Source organism: Amycolatopsis sp. lyj-23, from assembly GCF_046549135.1.
Classification (GTDB): domain Bacteria; phylum Actinomycetota; class Actinomycetes; order Mycobacteriales; family Pseudonocardiaceae; genus Amycolatopsis.
The window spans coordinates 16,509-30,136 of record NZ_JAJPWN010000020.1; the positions used below are offsets into that span (position 1 = coordinate 16,509).

13 protein-coding genes and 1 pseudogene are annotated in these 13,628 nt (G+C 69.7%); 3 read left to right on the top strand and 11 right to left on the bottom strand.

All coding sequences use genetic code 11. The features are described from left to right. Both ACLJPY_RS39520 and ACLJPY_RS39525 read right to left on the bottom strand, forming a co-directional pair. Positions 1 to 1,392: an ATP-binding protein gene (locus tag ACLJPY_RS39520; protein WP_410596085.1), complete on the bottom strand. Its 1,392-nt coding sequence runs from the start codon at positions 1,390 to 1,392 to the stop codon at positions 1 to 3. Next, the gene (locus tag ACLJPY_RS39525) at positions 1,389 to 2,084 is read right to left on the bottom strand and encodes a response regulator transcription factor (protein ID WP_410596086.1); all 696 of its coding nucleotides are present in this window, start codon (positions 2,082 to 2,084) and stop codon (positions 1,389 to 1,391) included. The genes ACLJPY_RS39520 and ACLJPY_RS39525 overlap by 4 nt, the downstream gene beginning before the upstream one ends. Positions 2,085 to 2,243: 159 nt before the next feature. Between ACLJPY_RS39525 and ACLJPY_RS39530 the strand changes: the two genes are divergently transcribed. Continuing rightward, positions 2,244 to 2,699 carry a DUF1707 domain-containing protein gene (locus ACLJPY_RS39530; protein ID WP_410596087.1) on the top strand — a complete coding sequence of 152 codons (456 nt, stop codon included), beginning with the start codon at positions 2,244 to 2,246 and terminating at the stop codon, positions 2,697 to 2,699. Between the two features lie 414 nt (positions 2,700 to 3,113). Here the strand turns inward: ACLJPY_RS39530 and ACLJPY_RS39535 are convergent, their stop codons facing one another. Then, positions 3,114 to 3,314, bottom strand: a complete 201-nt coding sequence (locus ACLJPY_RS39535) for a hypothetical protein (protein WP_410596088.1) — start codon at positions 3,312 to 3,314, stop codon at positions 3,114 to 3,116. A gap of 137 nt (positions 3,315 to 3,451) precedes the next feature. Between ACLJPY_RS39535 and ACLJPY_RS39540 the strand changes: the two genes are divergently transcribed. Beyond that, complete coding sequence (locus ACLJPY_RS39540) at positions 3,452 to 4,342, top strand: NAD(P)H-binding protein (RefSeq protein WP_410596089.1); 891 nt, start codon at positions 3,452 to 3,454, stop codon at positions 4,340 to 4,342. A 909-nt stretch (positions 4,343 to 5,251) separates the two neighbouring features. On the opposite strand, the gene ACLJPY_RS39545 is transcribed toward ACLJPY_RS39540, so the two are convergent. The 8 genes and pseudogenes from ACLJPY_RS39545 to ACLJPY_RS39580 form a co-directional block, all read right to left on the bottom strand. Next, a complete protein-coding gene (locus ACLJPY_RS39545; RefSeq protein WP_410596090.1) occupies positions 5,252 to 5,929 on the bottom strand; it encodes a response regulator in 678 nt (225 codons plus the stop codon). Beyond that, positions 5,926 to 7,218 (bottom strand): sensor histidine kinase, encoded by a 1,293-nt coding sequence (locus tag ACLJPY_RS39550; protein WP_410596091.1) that lies wholly within the window; start codon positions 7,216 to 7,218, stop codon positions 5,926 to 5,928. The genes ACLJPY_RS39545 and ACLJPY_RS39550 overlap by 4 nt, the downstream gene beginning before the upstream one ends. Positions 7,219 to 7,265: 47 nt before the next feature. Then, positions 7,266 to 7,772, bottom strand: a complete 507-nt coding sequence (locus ACLJPY_RS39555) for a hypothetical protein (protein WP_410596092.1) — start codon at positions 7,770 to 7,772, stop codon at positions 7,266 to 7,268. Continuing rightward, positions 7,769 to 8,104, bottom strand: a complete 336-nt coding sequence (locus ACLJPY_RS39560; protein WP_410596093.1) for a hypothetical protein — start codon at positions 8,102 to 8,104, stop codon at positions 7,769 to 7,771. Before ACLJPY_RS39560 ends, ACLJPY_RS39555 begins: the two co-directional genes overlap by 4 nt. Continuing rightward, entirely contained in the window at positions 8,101 to 9,039 is a 939-nt protein-coding gene (locus ACLJPY_RS39565) for an ATP-binding cassette domain-containing protein (RefSeq protein WP_410596094.1), read from the bottom strand. Before ACLJPY_RS39565 ends, ACLJPY_RS39560 begins: the two co-directional genes overlap by 4 nt. Positions 9,040 to 9,299: 260 nt before the next feature. Beyond that, positions 9,300 to 9,602 (bottom strand): annotated as a pseudogene (locus ACLJPY_RS39570) (ATP-binding cassette domain-containing protein); the annotation flags it as partial. Between the two features lie 381 nt (positions 9,603 to 9,983). Beyond that, the gene (locus tag ACLJPY_RS39575) at positions 9,984 to 11,465 is read right to left on the bottom strand and encodes an RICIN domain-containing protein (protein ID WP_410596289.1); all 1,482 of its coding nucleotides are present in this window, start codon (positions 11,463 to 11,465) and stop codon (positions 9,984 to 9,986) included. After that, positions 11,378 to 12,433, bottom strand: a complete 1,056-nt coding sequence (locus ACLJPY_RS39580; protein ID WP_410596095.1) for a beta-L-arabinofuranosidase domain-containing protein — start codon at positions 12,431 to 12,433, stop codon at positions 11,378 to 11,380. The genes ACLJPY_RS39575 and ACLJPY_RS39580 overlap by 88 nt, the downstream gene beginning before the upstream one ends. Before the next feature lie 542 nt (positions 12,434 to 12,975). Between ACLJPY_RS39580 and ACLJPY_RS39585 the strand changes: the two genes are divergently transcribed. Next, complete coding sequence (locus ACLJPY_RS39585) at positions 12,976 to 13,500, top strand: ANTAR domain-containing protein (protein ID WP_410596290.1); 525 nt, start codon at positions 12,976 to 12,978, stop codon at positions 13,498 to 13,500. Positions 13,501 to 13,628 lie beyond the last annotated feature (128 nt).

The window sequence follows — 13,628 nt, forward strand, 5'->3', positions numbered from 1 at the left end:
CTAAGAAGCGGCCAGTGGCAGCGCGAGATCGAAGCGCGCGCCGCCGTCGGCGAGCCGGGCCGCCGCGGCGCTGCCGCCGTGCTGGATGAGGACCTGCTCGACGATCGCCAGGCCGAGCCCGGAGCCGGGGAGGGCGCGGGCGGCGTCGGCTCTGTAGAACCGCTCGAACACGTGCGGCAGGTCAGCCTCGGGAATGCCCGGGCCTTCATCGTCGACGCGCACGCACACCGAGCCGTCCTCGACCGTCATGGCCACCCGCACGGTGCCGCCGGGTGGCGACCACTTGGCGGCGTTGTCGAGCACGTTGAGCAGCGCTCGTTCGACCGCTGCGGGGCGGGCGACCACGTCGGCTTTGGCCAGTTCGGCCTCGAACGTGACGTTCGGCCATCGCGACCGCGTTCGCTCGACGGCCGAGCCGACGACATTGGCTAGGTCGAGGCGTTCCGCCGCCTCGCTCGGCCGTTCGCCGGTGGACAACTCGACCAGCTCGCTGATCAACGCCGTCAGCTCGACGGCCTGGGTGTCGAGGTCGGTCAGCAGCCGCGACCGATCTTCGGCCGACAGGTGCCGCTGGGGGTTGGCGTCCGCGTGGATCAGCAGCTCGATGTTGTTGCGCAGGCTCGTCAAGGGGGTGCGCAGCTCGTGCCCCGCGTCCTCGACGAGGCGTCGTTGCTCGTCGCGGGAGCGGCTCAAGGCCGTGAGCATCGCGTTGAAGGACGTGGCGAGCCGGCCGATTCCACCGGTCGCGGTGACGTCGATGGCCGCCGACAGCTCCTGCGTGCGGGCGACGTTCTCGGCTGCGTAGGTGAGTTCGTCGACCGGGCGCAGGGCCGAGCGGGCGATCGCCCGGCCCACCAGGGTTGCACCGAGCACGCCAGCACCGGAGACCACGAGCAGCCAGAAACCCAGCCGGCCGAGCGTGTCATCGACGGCTTCGGAGTCCTCGGCGACCTGGACCGCACCGCCGTCGGGGCGCCGGGCCGTCCACACGCGGTAGCGGTCGCCGTCGATGCGCCGGACGTCGGAGGAGCGCCCGGCGGCGCCCGCAGCGACGGGGGCGTCCACTGGCGACGGGGGAATCTCCGGTTTCGCACCCGCGGTCCCGGTGATCGCGCCGGTGGCGGAAAGGAACTGCACGGTCAGGCTGTCGTGGCCGGGCCGTGGCCGGTCGTCGGCCGAGCGCAGGGCCGCGAGGGCTTCCTGCGGCGACGCAGTCGTCGCCGCGAGCTGGGCGTAGGACTGCAGCCGGGCGTCGAACTGGTCGTAGAGGTCGGCCCGGGTGATGCTCCAGGAAATCATCGACACCGTCACCACGGCGAGCGCGACCGCGGCGGCGACGAGGACACCGAGCCGGGCGCGCAGGGACAGACCCTTCCAGCGGGGCCGTTTCACAGCGGTTCCTCGCGCAGGACGTAGCCCACGCCGCGCACGGTGTGCAGCAGCCGCGGCTCGCCCTCGGCTTCCAGCTTGCGGCGCAGATAGCTGACGTAGACGTCTAAGCCGTTGGACGCGCTGCCGAAGTCGTAGCCCCAGACGTGCTCGAACATCGCGGTGCGGGTGAGCACGATCCGGGGGTGGCGCAGGAAGGTCTCGAGCATCGCGAACTCGGTGCGGGTCAGGTGTAAGCGGCGCTCGCCGCGACACACCTCCCGCGTGGCCGGGTCGAGTGCCACGTCGGCGAACCGCAGTACTGCCGGGGCCGGGGGCTCGAGCGGGGTGTTGTATTCGGTGCGGCGCAGCAGGGCCCGCACCCGGGCCAGCAGCTCCTGCAGCGCGAACGGCTTGACGAGGTAGTCGTCCGCACCCGCGTCCAGACCGGCCACGCGGTCGGTCACGGTTGTCCGCGCGGTCAGCATCAGGACCGGCACCGTGTTGCCCTCGGCGCGCAGGACCCGGCACACTTCCAAGCCGCCGAGGACCGGCATGGTGACGTCGAGCAGCACTCCGTCGGGGCTTTCGGCGCGGACCGTCGTGAGCCCCGACGCGCCGTCGCCGGCGACCGAGACGGTGTAACCCTCGAACCGCAGGGTTCGCGAGAGCGAGTCCTGTAAAGCGGTCTCGTCGTCGATGATCACCAAGTGCACCCGGTGTCCCTCCGTCCGATCGTCGATGACTCAAAGTAGCTGTAGTTGACGTTGCTGGGAGCGATCGGAACTCTCATCGAAGATTGACGTTCGGTGGCGCCTCGGTGCCTTTTTCGCAGTTAGCCTCGGGAGAAGTGTTGACGAAAGTGAAGAGGAATGATGAGCGAGAACGCGCCTGGCTCGACTGTGCCCGCGGGGATCCGCTGTTCGGATGCGGAACGTGAGGAGGTCCGGGCCGCCCTCTACGCGGCGGCCGGGGAAGGCCGCCTGCGGATGGACGAGGTCGAGGAACGCCTCGGCCGGCTCGAAGAACTCCGTTTCCGGCACGAGCTGGCCGAATTGACTGCGGACCTGCCGGAGGTGGAATCGGATACCGCGGTGGGCTGGCGGCAGATCCTGACTGCCGCGCGCGTCGCATTTGCCGCCGATCTTGCCGTGCTGCGCGGCCGGACGCCCGAAGCCACTCCCGGCCGCCGTCGGCTGCTGATCGTCCTGACCGCGCTCATCGGACTGCTGATTGCCGCGGCGATCGTCGTGGCCGCCGTGCACGGCTTCGGCGCGGACGGGTTCGAAGGTCACGGCCCTGAGGCCATCGAGCACGGTCACGACGGCTGACCCGCTCCGGTCCGGTCACGGCCTGGGCCATCGAACCCTGTCCGCGCCTTGGTGCCGTCAGCCGAAGGCGCTGAGCAACGTGGTGAGGGCGTCCTTTGTCGCCGGCCCGATCCCAGTTGGCAGCCTGGAGTCCACGCGGGACTTAGTCGATTCTGCCGTGGACTCGCCTCAACTCGGCCTTATCCTTCGGCTTCAGCCGGGCTTCCGCATTGTCCCAAGGCATTTCCAGGTCGTCGGCGCGGCTGGTGGCGGCCGCCTGGTTGCCGCTGCCGGTGTCCTGGGTGATGCCGCGGAACGTCGAGAGGTCGCCGAGCGGGAACGTCGGAGGTTGCGCCGGCTGAGCGGGCTGGCCAAGAGCCGGCGGCGCTGCGACCGAAGCCGAGATGTTTCCTGCAGCGCTGCTGTTCGGAGGGTTTAGCCGACGATCCCGGCGGTGAGGACGACGGCGAGAAACACGGTCTTCTGCCACAAACCGCCGCGGGCTGATGCGTCGGCTCGGCTGGCTCCTCGGTCGGAGATAACGTCCGACTTCGTCACCGACAGGTACACAACAGTGGCGACGATCGCGGCGACGAAGGTCAGGCTCGTTACGGTCGATGCCGAGAGCGGCTGCACCTCGGGCCGCCTTCGCCAACGAGACTCGCCGTGCCATGTCAACGACCTACGCCGGCGTTCCGCTTCAGCCGCTGCCACGTCGGCTAGGTAGCGACGATAACTGATCAGTGCTACCAGCTTAGTTTCAATGATATCATATGGATAGTTACATCGATATCGGGAGGTTGGCTGTGATCATCGTTACCGGAGCGACCGGTGCGCTCAACGGCGCCACCGTCGATCATCTGCTGGGCCGCCTCCCCGCCGGCGACATCGTCGTTGCGGTGCGCGACCCGGGTAAGGCTCAGCGCTTCGTCGAGCAAGGCGTCGAGGTGCGGCGCGGCGACTACGCCGATGCGGAGTCCTTGCCGGCCGCATTCGCCGGTGCCGATCAGCTGCTGCTCGTCTCGTCGAACGATCCCCATGCTGATGCGGTGTCTCTGCACCGTGCCGCGATTGAGGCGGCCGTCGCCGTGGGGGTCGGCCGTATCCTGTACACAAGCCACCAGGGAGCAGCACCCGACAGCCCGTTCCGCCCGGGGCGTGACCATGCCGCCACCGAGCAGTTGCTCGCCGAGTCTGGCGTCGCTTGGACCTCCCTGCGCAACGGCTTCTACCTGCACAGTCTGGACTGGCTGCTGGGGCCGTGGCGCGAGACGGGATCGATTTGTGTGCCTGCTGACGGGCCCGTGTCATGGACAGCGCGGGAGGACGCCGCCGAAGCCGCGGCTGCAATTCTCGCTTCGGACGGTTCCTACGAGGGCCCAACGACGCTTACCGCGAGAACGGCTATTACGTTCGAGGACATTGCCGTGATCGCGTCGGAACTAGCCGGGCGCACGATCGAGCGGGTGGTGATTGATCCGGACGAGTGGGTTGCCGCCCAGGTCGGCGCAGGGCAGCAAGACTCCATGGCTCGCTTCACCCTCGGCATGTATCAGGCTGCCCATCAGGGCTACTTCGCTGGCGTCGACCCGCTGCTCAGTGGTCTCCTCGGCCGTCAACCCCAGACCGTACGCGAACAACTTGCGCAGTCAACCACCCCATAGCGGGAGCACCGTCGACCAACGGGGCGTCTTTCCTCAGTCGACAACGAATATTGACATCCCTGCCGGTTTCCGTCGTCCGCGCGGTCGCCGGACTCTATCGACAAAGGCCATCGAGGGCCGTCGGCGGCTGAGTTAGCTCGATGTTCATACGTTGGTTGGAGCTGGGAGGACATTGTGGCCCGGCTCGGCGTCACCGAACAGACGGGCGCACCGCAAGCATGGCCGTCGGAGCATGGGCTGACCGTGGATTCCCTTGTTCGACGCCGACGCCGACGCCGACGCCGACGCCGACGCCGACGCCGACGCACGTCGGATCGTCACCTGTGCCAGCGGCGGCGTGGGACCTCGGCCACGGTTGTATCGGCTGCGAACACCTACTGTTTGCCGCTGCCGGGTACCCGGTCCCGGCGGGTGAGGTGCCTGCCGCAGGCCGGGCCAGCGGTGGCTGGACGCGGCCGGGAACGAGTTCCATGCCGACTGGACCGCCCGCCGACACCCACCGCACTCGCTTTCGCCGTCGTCACCGCCGACGGCGGGCTCGCGTCCCTGATTGTGCACCAGACCGGCGTTGCGGCGACCACCCCTCACACCGCCGGCTTGGAACGTGACCACCGTGCCGGCTGAGCGGCGCCGATCCGGCGGTCGACTGCGGTGGCTGCGAAGAACCACCGTCGTCGTATGGCTGTTCAGCCGATGCACCGTCTAGGGCGAAATCTTCGTCTGGCACACAGGACGACGCGGCTGCGCTTCAGGTTCCCGGACTCGCCTCCGGGTATCGCCGGGCGGTCCCGGCCGGGCTGGCCCCTCACCGCGGTGTGCGTGACATCGATCCCGGCACCGGCCCCTCGTCGCGGCGAGCACCATCGTGTTGCCGTGCCGACACCCGGCGGGCGATGGGGCACAGCGCCGTCAGCCGGGTGCATTGGGGCGGGTGAGGCCGAGGTCGTGGGCCAGGATGACTGCTTGGATGCGGTCTCGGGCACCGATTTTCGCGAGCACCCGCCCGACGTGGGTTTTGACGGTGGATTCGGACAGGACGAGGCGTTCGGCGATCTCGCCGTTGGTCCAGCCGTGGCCGATCGCGACCAGGATTTCCTGTTCGCGTTCGGTGAGGGAGCGCCAGCGGGGATCGGTCTGTTCCCGTGGGCGGGCGGTGTCCGCGGGCAGGTGGTGGGCGTAGGTGTCGAGGAGCCGGCGGGTCAGGGCGGGGGCGATGACGGCGTCGCCGCCGGCGACGGCGCGGATCCCCGCCAGCAGCTCCTCCGGATGAGCGTCCTTGAGCAGGAAGCCGCTGGCTCCTGCGCGCAGGGCGGCGTAGGCGTACTCGTCCAGGTCGAAGGTGGTGAGGGCGAGGACGCGGGAGCGGCCGCCGGTGGCGAGGATCCGGCGGGTGGCTTCGATGCCGTCCATTCCGGGCATGCGAATGTCCATGAGGACGACGTCCGGCCGCAGCTCGGCCGTCCGCCGCACGGCCTCGGCGCCGTGCGCGGCTTCGCCGGCGACCTCGGTGTCGGGCGTGGCCTCGAGCAGCATCCGAAAACCGAACCGCTGCAGCGGCTGGTCGTCGACGATGAGCACGCTGGTCACGCCGCACCGCCGGTGAGCGGGGTGAGGTCCAGGACGGCTTGGACGGTCCATCCGCCGGTCGCCGCGGGCCCCGCGGTGACGGTGCCGCCGTAGAGGGCGGCGCGTTCGCGCATCCCGGCCAGCCCGTGCCCTTCCTCGGCGGGTGGTGCGAGCGGGCCGGTGCGGTCGGGCCGTCCCGCGTCCTGGACGTGGACGCGCAGCTTCGCGTCCGCGGCGGCGACCAGGACGTCGATCCGGGTGTGCGGCCCGGCGTGCTTGAGGGTGTTGGTGAGCGCCTCCTGGACGATGCGATAGGCCATCAGCTGCACTCCGCGGTCGAGGGTGTCGAGTTCCCCGGCCGAGCGGTAGACGACCTCGGGCCCGGCAGCGCGGAACCGGGTGCACAATTCCTCGACGTCGGTGATGCCGGGCTGGGGATTCAGTTCGGGCGCGTCCGCCCGGTCGCGAAGGACGCCCACCATGCGCCGCAGTTCGCCGAGGGCCTGGCGCCCGGCGTCGCCGACGAGCTGGAGAGCTTCCTTGCTCCGGTGTGGGGTGACGTCGGCGGCGTAGGCGCCGCCGTCGGCCAGGGTGATGATGACCGACAGGTGGTGGCCGATGATGTCGTGCATCTCGCGGGCGACGCGGGCGCGTTCGGTGGCGGTGGCCAGTCTGCTGCGCTGGTCGCGTTCGACCTCCAGCCGGGCCGCCCGGTCGCGCAGGCCGGCGAGCTGGGCCCGGCGGATCCGGACCGCCAGGCCGAGGGTGACGGCCGCGGTCACGGCGCTGAGCAGGAAGAACAGTGCCTCCGGGAGGGACGCCACGGCCGACATCCTGGCCGCGACGGGCAGCAGCAGCCCGATCATGGCCGCGCAAGCCCACGGCAGGTGCCGGAGCCGCCCGTGCAGCGTGACGCTGTACAACGCGACGAGCAGGGCGACGTCGGCGCGCAGGAAGACGCCGAGCGACCACTGCACCACGAACACCGCCGCCGTCATCGCCAGGGTGGTCGACGGGGCCTGCCGCCGCCACAGCAGCGGCAGCAGCAGACCGGCCTGCAGGGCCAGGGTGCCACCCACCGGCAGGTGGGTGAACGTGAGCAGCAGCTGCTCCGGACCGCGTCCGTCTTCCTGGTGGGGGACCAGGTCCGGCAGGCAGAACAGCAGGAACATCGCGGCGATGACGGCCAGGTCCAGCACCCACGGACGGCGCCGGTCCGCCTGCCGGAGCCGGTGCCCGAGCCGCGTCAGCCGCGCGACGAGGGGATGTGCCGGCCACCCGCCGGTGTCGGCGTGGTCGCTGCTGCTCACGTGGGTCACCTGTCCATCGTGGACGACGATCGCCGGCACCGGGGGACTCAAGCGTCGGAGCGGACCAGCCGGACGGCGGCACCACCCAGCGTCAGCACGGTCCAGCCGAGGAACACGAGCAGCCCGGCGGTGGGGGACAGGCTGGTGCTGTCGTGCGTGAGGGCGAACATCGACTGGCCCGCGTTGCTGGGCAGGTAGGGGCCGAGGTCGGTCTGCCACGCTTTCGGGAGCAGCGAGACGAGGCCCGGGATCAGCATTAGCGCGGCGACCAGGACCGAGATGCCCCCGGCCACCGAGCGCAGCAGTGCGCCCACTGCGACTCCGATCACGCCGACGAGCCCGAGGTACAGCCCGGCGCCGAGCAGGCTGCGCACGACGCCCGCGTCCGAGAGCGTCATCGCCGCCGGGGTCCCGGAAACGATGCCGCTCCCGAAGAGGAAGGCGAGGAATGCACCGGCCGTCCCGACGAGCAAGGCGACCAGTCCGAAGACTCCGGATTTGGCCCAGAGCACGGGCAGGCGGCGCGGGACGGCGGTCAGCGTGGAGCGGATCATCCCGGTCGAGTACTCGCCGGCGGCGACCAGGACCCCGAGGACGCCCAGGGCCAGCTGAGCGAAGTTGGTCCGAACAGGGACAGGCTGACGGCGGTGGCTTGCGCGAAGTCCGGGTCGAGCGGCTGACCGGAGGTGACGTTCGACTGGTACCGGGCGGCGGAGATCAGGCCGAAGCCGACCAGGAACACCAGACCGAGGCTTAAGGTGATCCACGTCGAGCGCAGCGACCACAGCTTCGTCCACTCCGAGCGCAGGACGTGGCGCCAGGTCACCCGGTAGGCCGGCCGGGTGGGCGCGGCCGTCTCGGCCGGGTTCGTGGTCATGGTGCTCATGCCGCCCTCCCGAGCGTGTCGATGCCGGTGGTGACGCCGTGGTACTCGACGGCATCGCGGGTCAGATCCATGAAGGCCTCTTCGAGGGAGACGGTCTTCGCGGTGAGTTCGAACAGCGGAATGCCGTGCTCGGCCGCCGTGAGCCCGATCTTCCGAGCGGACAGGCCGGTCACTTGCAGTTCCTCGGAGCCGCTGCGGCCGGCGATCTCCACGCCCGGGCCGGCCAGGACTTCGCGCAGCCGCGCCGGGTCCGCGGTGGCCACCTGCACGGTGTCCCCGCCGGCCTCGCGCACGAGATCGGCCACCGTGGTGTCGGCGAGCAGCCGGCCGCGGCCGACGACGATGAGGTGTTCGGCGACCAGCGCCATCTCGGTCATCAGGTGTGAGGACACGAACACGGTGCGCCCGTCGGCGGCGAGCTCGGTGAGCAGGTTCCGGATCCACAGGACGCCTTCGGGGTCGAGCCCGTTGACCGGCTCGTCCAGCATGACCGTGGCCGGGTCGCCGAGCAGCGCCGCGGCGATCCCCAGCCGCTGGCCCATCCCGAGCGAGAAGCTTCCCGCGCGCTTCTTCGCCACGGACTGCAGTCCGGTCAGCTCGATCACCTCGTCCACCCGCCGGCGCGGGATGCCGTGGGTCTGGGCCTGGGCGAGCAAGTGGTCGAAGGCCGACCGTCCGGGGTGGATGGACTTCGCTTCCAGCAGGACGCCGACCTCCTGCAGCGGTGCGGTGTGCTCGGCGTAGCGGCGGCCGTTGACCCGCACCGAGCCGCCGGTCGGGGCGTCCAGGCCGACGATCAGCCGCATGGTGGTGGACTTCCCGGCGCCGTTGGGTCCCAGAAACCCGGTGACGGTGCCCGGCCGGACGGTGAAGTCCAGCCGGTCCACCGCCGTCTTCTCCCCGTAACGCTTCGTCAGCTGCTGCGCCTCGATCATCGGTCATACCCTGTGTCCGCGGGCCGGACGACCCGGCTCGTTCATGTCCTCAACGGTAGGCAGGGAAACGGGGATCACCGTGGTACCGCGGGAGGTGATCCGGCACGCCGTGTAGTACCGCGGTACGACGCCGGGCGCTCAGACGTCGCGGCGGGTGACGCACACCGCCGCGGCCGTGATCGTGACGGTCAGGTAGGTCAGACAGACCAGTCTCGCGAAGCTCGCCGACGGCCATGCCGGGTCGTGGAAGGTGGTTCAGGTCAGTCTTCGGTGATGACGCCAGGTGCCCAACGGGAGAGGGTGATGGCGCCGTCAGGGGAGACGGCCTTCCGCAGCGTGACGGCGAGGAACAGCAGCCCGGCCGTCAAAGCGGTGGCGGGGCGGCGACCGTGCATGGCGGCCGCGTCGAGCAGGGCACCGACTTGCCGCCGGGGCCGGTCGAGCGTCCGGTACGGCCGGCCGTCGACCAGGACCCGGCCACTGGTCGGCGCGTCCAGGCCACGGATCAGCCGGATTGTGGCGGACTCGCCCGCGCCGTTGGGGCCGTGGAACCCGGTCAACCGGCCGGGCGGAAGGGCTGGCCCTGCCGGGTCGTCACCTCAGCGTGACCGCGGCGTTCGCTATGGCGGACCTCCTTGCGATCGGCATCGTCCACGGCTGCCGCAGGACGCCTCGGTGGTCGGCTTCGACGATCCTGATCTGTGTGGCTGCGTCGTCCCGAAGCTGACGACCGTGGCGCAGAACATCTCCGCAAGGCGTCGACGGGCGTGTCGATCCTGCTGGGCTCGATCGAACGGGGTGAGCGGCCTAAGCAGCTGATACCGGCAGGGCCTCCCCGTCGGAATGCACAAAGCTGGAGTGACATCGGACAGCAGCGGTTGGTGGTCTGCCCTGTGAAGGTTCAGGGCACGCATCATGGACGCAGTGTCGGTCGGACGGATCGGCTAGCGCAGCCGCCACAGATGGTCAGCGGTGCCGTTGTCGGTGAACTGGACGACGATCGCACTGTCTGCCGTGGACGCAAGGTCGACGCCGAGCACCTTGCCTGAGTGGGCGTTGCGGATGAGGAACCAGCCGGCCGGCGTCGGTTCGAAGGTCCACAGGTGGTCGTCGGTGCCGTTGTCGGAGAATTGGACAACCCGTGCGCTGTCGGCGGTGGACATCTGGTCGACGCCGAGAACTCTGCCGGAGTTGCGGTTCTCGATCCGCACCCGGCCGTCCGGGACGAGCAGCCACAGATGGTCCGCGGTGCCCGTGTCGCCGAACTGGACGACCTGCGCGCTGTCCGCCGTCGACATTCCGTCGACGCCGAGAACCTTGCCGGAGTTGCGGTTCTTCAGCCGCCACCAGCCGTCGCCGTTGTCGACGAGCTGCCACAGGTGGTCAGCGGTGCCGTTGTCGGTGAACTGCACGACGCGACCGCTGTCTGCCGTGGACATCTGGTCCACGCCGAGGACCTTGCCCGAGTAGTGGTTGCGGAACCGGTACCAGCCGTCGCCGTTCGTCACGAGGTGCCAGACGTGGTCGTCGGTGCCGTTGTCGGAGAACTGCACTACACGCGCGCTGTCGGCGGTCGACATCTGGTCCACGCCCAGCACCTTGCCGGAGTTCCGGTTCATGATTCGGAAGCCCGCCCCGCCGCCGCCCGGCGACCACGGGTGTCCATCAGGCGAGGCTGTCGGGAACGACGTGATGCGTAGCCGTGCGGCGCCCATCGGAATCAGCGTGACGGTTTCGACCGGTGCCTCGCTGCGAGCCGGGGACGGCTGCAGCGGCGTGACGACGTTCTGCTCGTCCACCGTCCACTCGGCGATCCTGCGGACGGCTGCGGTGATCTGCACCGGCGTGGTTTCCGGCGTGAACGGGTTGGCGGGCAGCGGACCGTTCGACGCGGAAAACGTCAACGCCGCGCCGGCCGCCAGCCCGTAGTTCCACGGGGTCGTCGCGTGCACCGCGTACTCCGGGAACTGCGCGCTGCCGCCCAGGCGCTCGTAGTTCTCGCCGATCTTCAGCGAGTACGTCAGCGGGCCGTGGTCGACCGACACGGAGTCGTGGTTCGCCGCCCACGTCCGGGTGGTCGTGTGTTGGGGCAGGGTCAGGATGACGACGTCGCCGTCCGCCCAGGCCCGGTCGATCTTGAGGAACGCCGGCCCGGCCGGTGCCGCGACGGGTGTGCCCGCCACCGTGAGCCGTGGCGTCGCGCACCAGGTGGGGATGCGGAGGTAGAGGGGGAACGGCAGCCGGCGCGGTGTCCGGACGGTGAGGATGATCTGCTCGGAGAAGGGGTAGGCGGTGTCTTCGGTGATGGTCACGGAGGTTCCGTCGCCGACCTTTGCGGTCACGCTGCTCGCCGAGTACATGGCGGCGGCGAGCCCGTGGTCCGGGGTGGCAAGCCAGAGTTCTTCGGTGAAGTACGGCCAGCCCATGCCGTAGTTGTGCGGGCAGCAGCGGTACTGGTCGACGCCTGGCAGGTAGGCTTGCATCGCGAAGCCGTTCTGGAACTGACCTTCGCTCTTGGGCAGATTGTCGAGGTCGACGCTGTTGGCGCTGGTGATGTAGTGCCCGCGCGGCCGGTCGGGTCGAGCGCGGCGGGCAGGGAGTTGAAGGCCAGGTCTTCGCAGCGGTCGGCCCATACCGGGTCGCCGGTCAGTCGGGTCAGTAGCTGGTGGCTGGCCATGAACTCGACGATCCCGCAGGTCTCGAACCCCTGCCGCGGGTCACCGAAGCCGGGCCGGGCGTTCTCGTCCCCGGCGAAGCCACCACCGGCGAACTGGCCGTACGCGGCCATGATGGTGGCGTAGTCGGAATAGGTGGCCTGGGTCAGCTCAGTCGAGCCGGTTCGCAGCGCGTATTGCGCCGGCTCGCGGAAGCCTTGGGCGACGTTGACGTTGTGCAGACTTGGCAGGTTCCGGACCCAGTTGGCGCCGTAGGTGTGGATCTTGTCGGCGAGGTCGAGCAGGAAGGTGTCACCGGTGCGGTTGAAGAGCCAGAAGACGCTGTCGAGGCCGTCGCCCCAGCGCACGGACACCCAGCTGGAGTCGAACGCGCTCTTGTCTTGGGCGTTCGTGTAACGGAAGAACCGCGTCAGGAAAGGAACGATCCGCGCATCGCCGGTGTACTCCTGCCACGAGCGCAGCGCCTGCAGCAGCGGCAGGTACGGCCAGAAGTCGGGGCCGTTGTTGAGCGCGCTGCGCAGCGCGGTGGGGCCGAAGAAGCCGTCGGGTTGCTGGGTGGCGAGGATGCCGTCGATCCAGCGGCGGACGGTGGCCAGCGTCGTCGCATCGCCGGTCACCGCGGCGAGGTCGACGTAACCACGCAGCCAGTACGGGACCTCCTCCCAGCCGCCGCGCTCGGGGTGGACCCAGCCACTGGTGGCAAAGTCGAGGAAGTGCACCGAACTTGCCGGAGGGCTGTGAACGAGCGGCCAGCGAGTCTGTCGCGGGACGTCGCCTGGACGGTGCGACCCCGCCGGCCCAGGTTTTAGAGCCGGCGGGGTCTAGGTCCGCGCGGATCTCGTACGAGTCGATCAGACCTAGCCCTTCGTTACCCGGTCGGGGCGCGTCGAAACCTCCCGAACTCGTCGAGCAGCGGTACAGGCGGCTAAGTTGTTTCTCGGCGATGGTTAAGCAGGCAGCCGTCCTCCGCGCAACACCAGGGAGAACGGCATGACCAGCGAGCAGGACCGGCAGCTCGGCAGACGAGCGTTCACCTCCGGCGCCAACCGGGCCCAGTCTGGCCGGGGCCGCTGGCTGAACAGTTCGCCCAGCTGACGGCTACATTGCTGGCCGCTCCTTCGGTCGAGGACGTGCTGCAGCGCGTGCTCGATGCCGCCACCGTGATGGTCCCAGCCGCCGACCTGGCTAGCTTCACCCTGCCGACGACGACGGTGGCTTCCACACCCCGGTAGCCACCGGTGACATCGCCACCGAACTGGACCTGCTGCAGTACCAGTTCCGTGAAGGCCCGTGCGTCGAAGCCGCCGTCCCCAGCGGCCCCGCCGTCGCCCTGTGCCCCGACTTGGCCGACGAGCCACTCTGGCCGCAGTGGGCGCCGGCCGCTGTAGACCTTGGTGTCCGGTCCGTTCTCGCGACCGCCCTGATTCCCGGGTCGCCAGCTGGACGCTCCATCGGCGCCCTCAATGTCTTCTCCCGCTCCGCCAATGGGCTGAACTGGGCCGATCTGGACGTCTTGCTGCTGCTGGCGACTCACGCGTCACTGGCCCTGGCCACGACCCACGCCGTGACGCGAGCCGAACTTCAAGCTGCGCACCTGCGCAAGGCGATCGAGAGCCGGGATGTGATCGGCCAGGCCAAGGGCATCATCATGGCCCGCCGTGGCGTCTCGGCCGAGGCAGCCTTCGACGTGCTGCGGCGCACCTCCCAGAACCTGAACGTCAAGCTCGCCGAGGTCGCTTCGGCGCTCGCCACACGGCACACCGAAGTCGACTTGCCGGCCCACTGACGCAGCCGCCGCACCGATCTACGCCCAAGCTCCGCGGCCTTACTCCTCTGGTGTGCACCAGACGCGCGTCACGCTAGGCGAAACCCGCCAGGTTCCGACGGGGGTACACGTTGCGCAATCGTCCGACC

Bases quoted from the DNA above. Each gene is read 5' to 3' on its own strand.
- ACLJPY_RS39530 (WP_410596087.1), top strand. From the start codon at position 2,244: ATGAGCGAGAACGCGCCTGGCTCGACTGTGCCCGCGGGGATCCGCTGT.
- ACLJPY_RS39540 (WP_410596089.1), top strand. From the start codon at position 3,452: ATGGATAGTTACATCGATATCGGGAGGTTGGCTGTGATCATCGTTACC.
- ACLJPY_RS39555 (WP_410596092.1), bottom strand. From the start codon at position 7,772: ATGATCCGCTCCACGCTGACCGCCGTCCCGCGCCGCCTGCCCGTGCTC.
- ACLJPY_RS39560 (WP_410596093.1), bottom strand. From the start codon at position 8,104: ATGAGCACCATGACCACGAACCCGGCCGAGACGGCCGCGCCCACCCGG.
- ACLJPY_RS39565 (WP_410596094.1), bottom strand. From the start codon at position 9,039: ATGATCGAGGCGCAGCAGCTGACGAAGCGTTACGGGGAGAAGACGGCG.
- ACLJPY_RS39575 (WP_410596289.1), bottom strand. From the start codon at position 11,465: ATGGGCTGGCCGTACTTCACCGAAGAACTCTGGCTTGCCACCCCGGAC.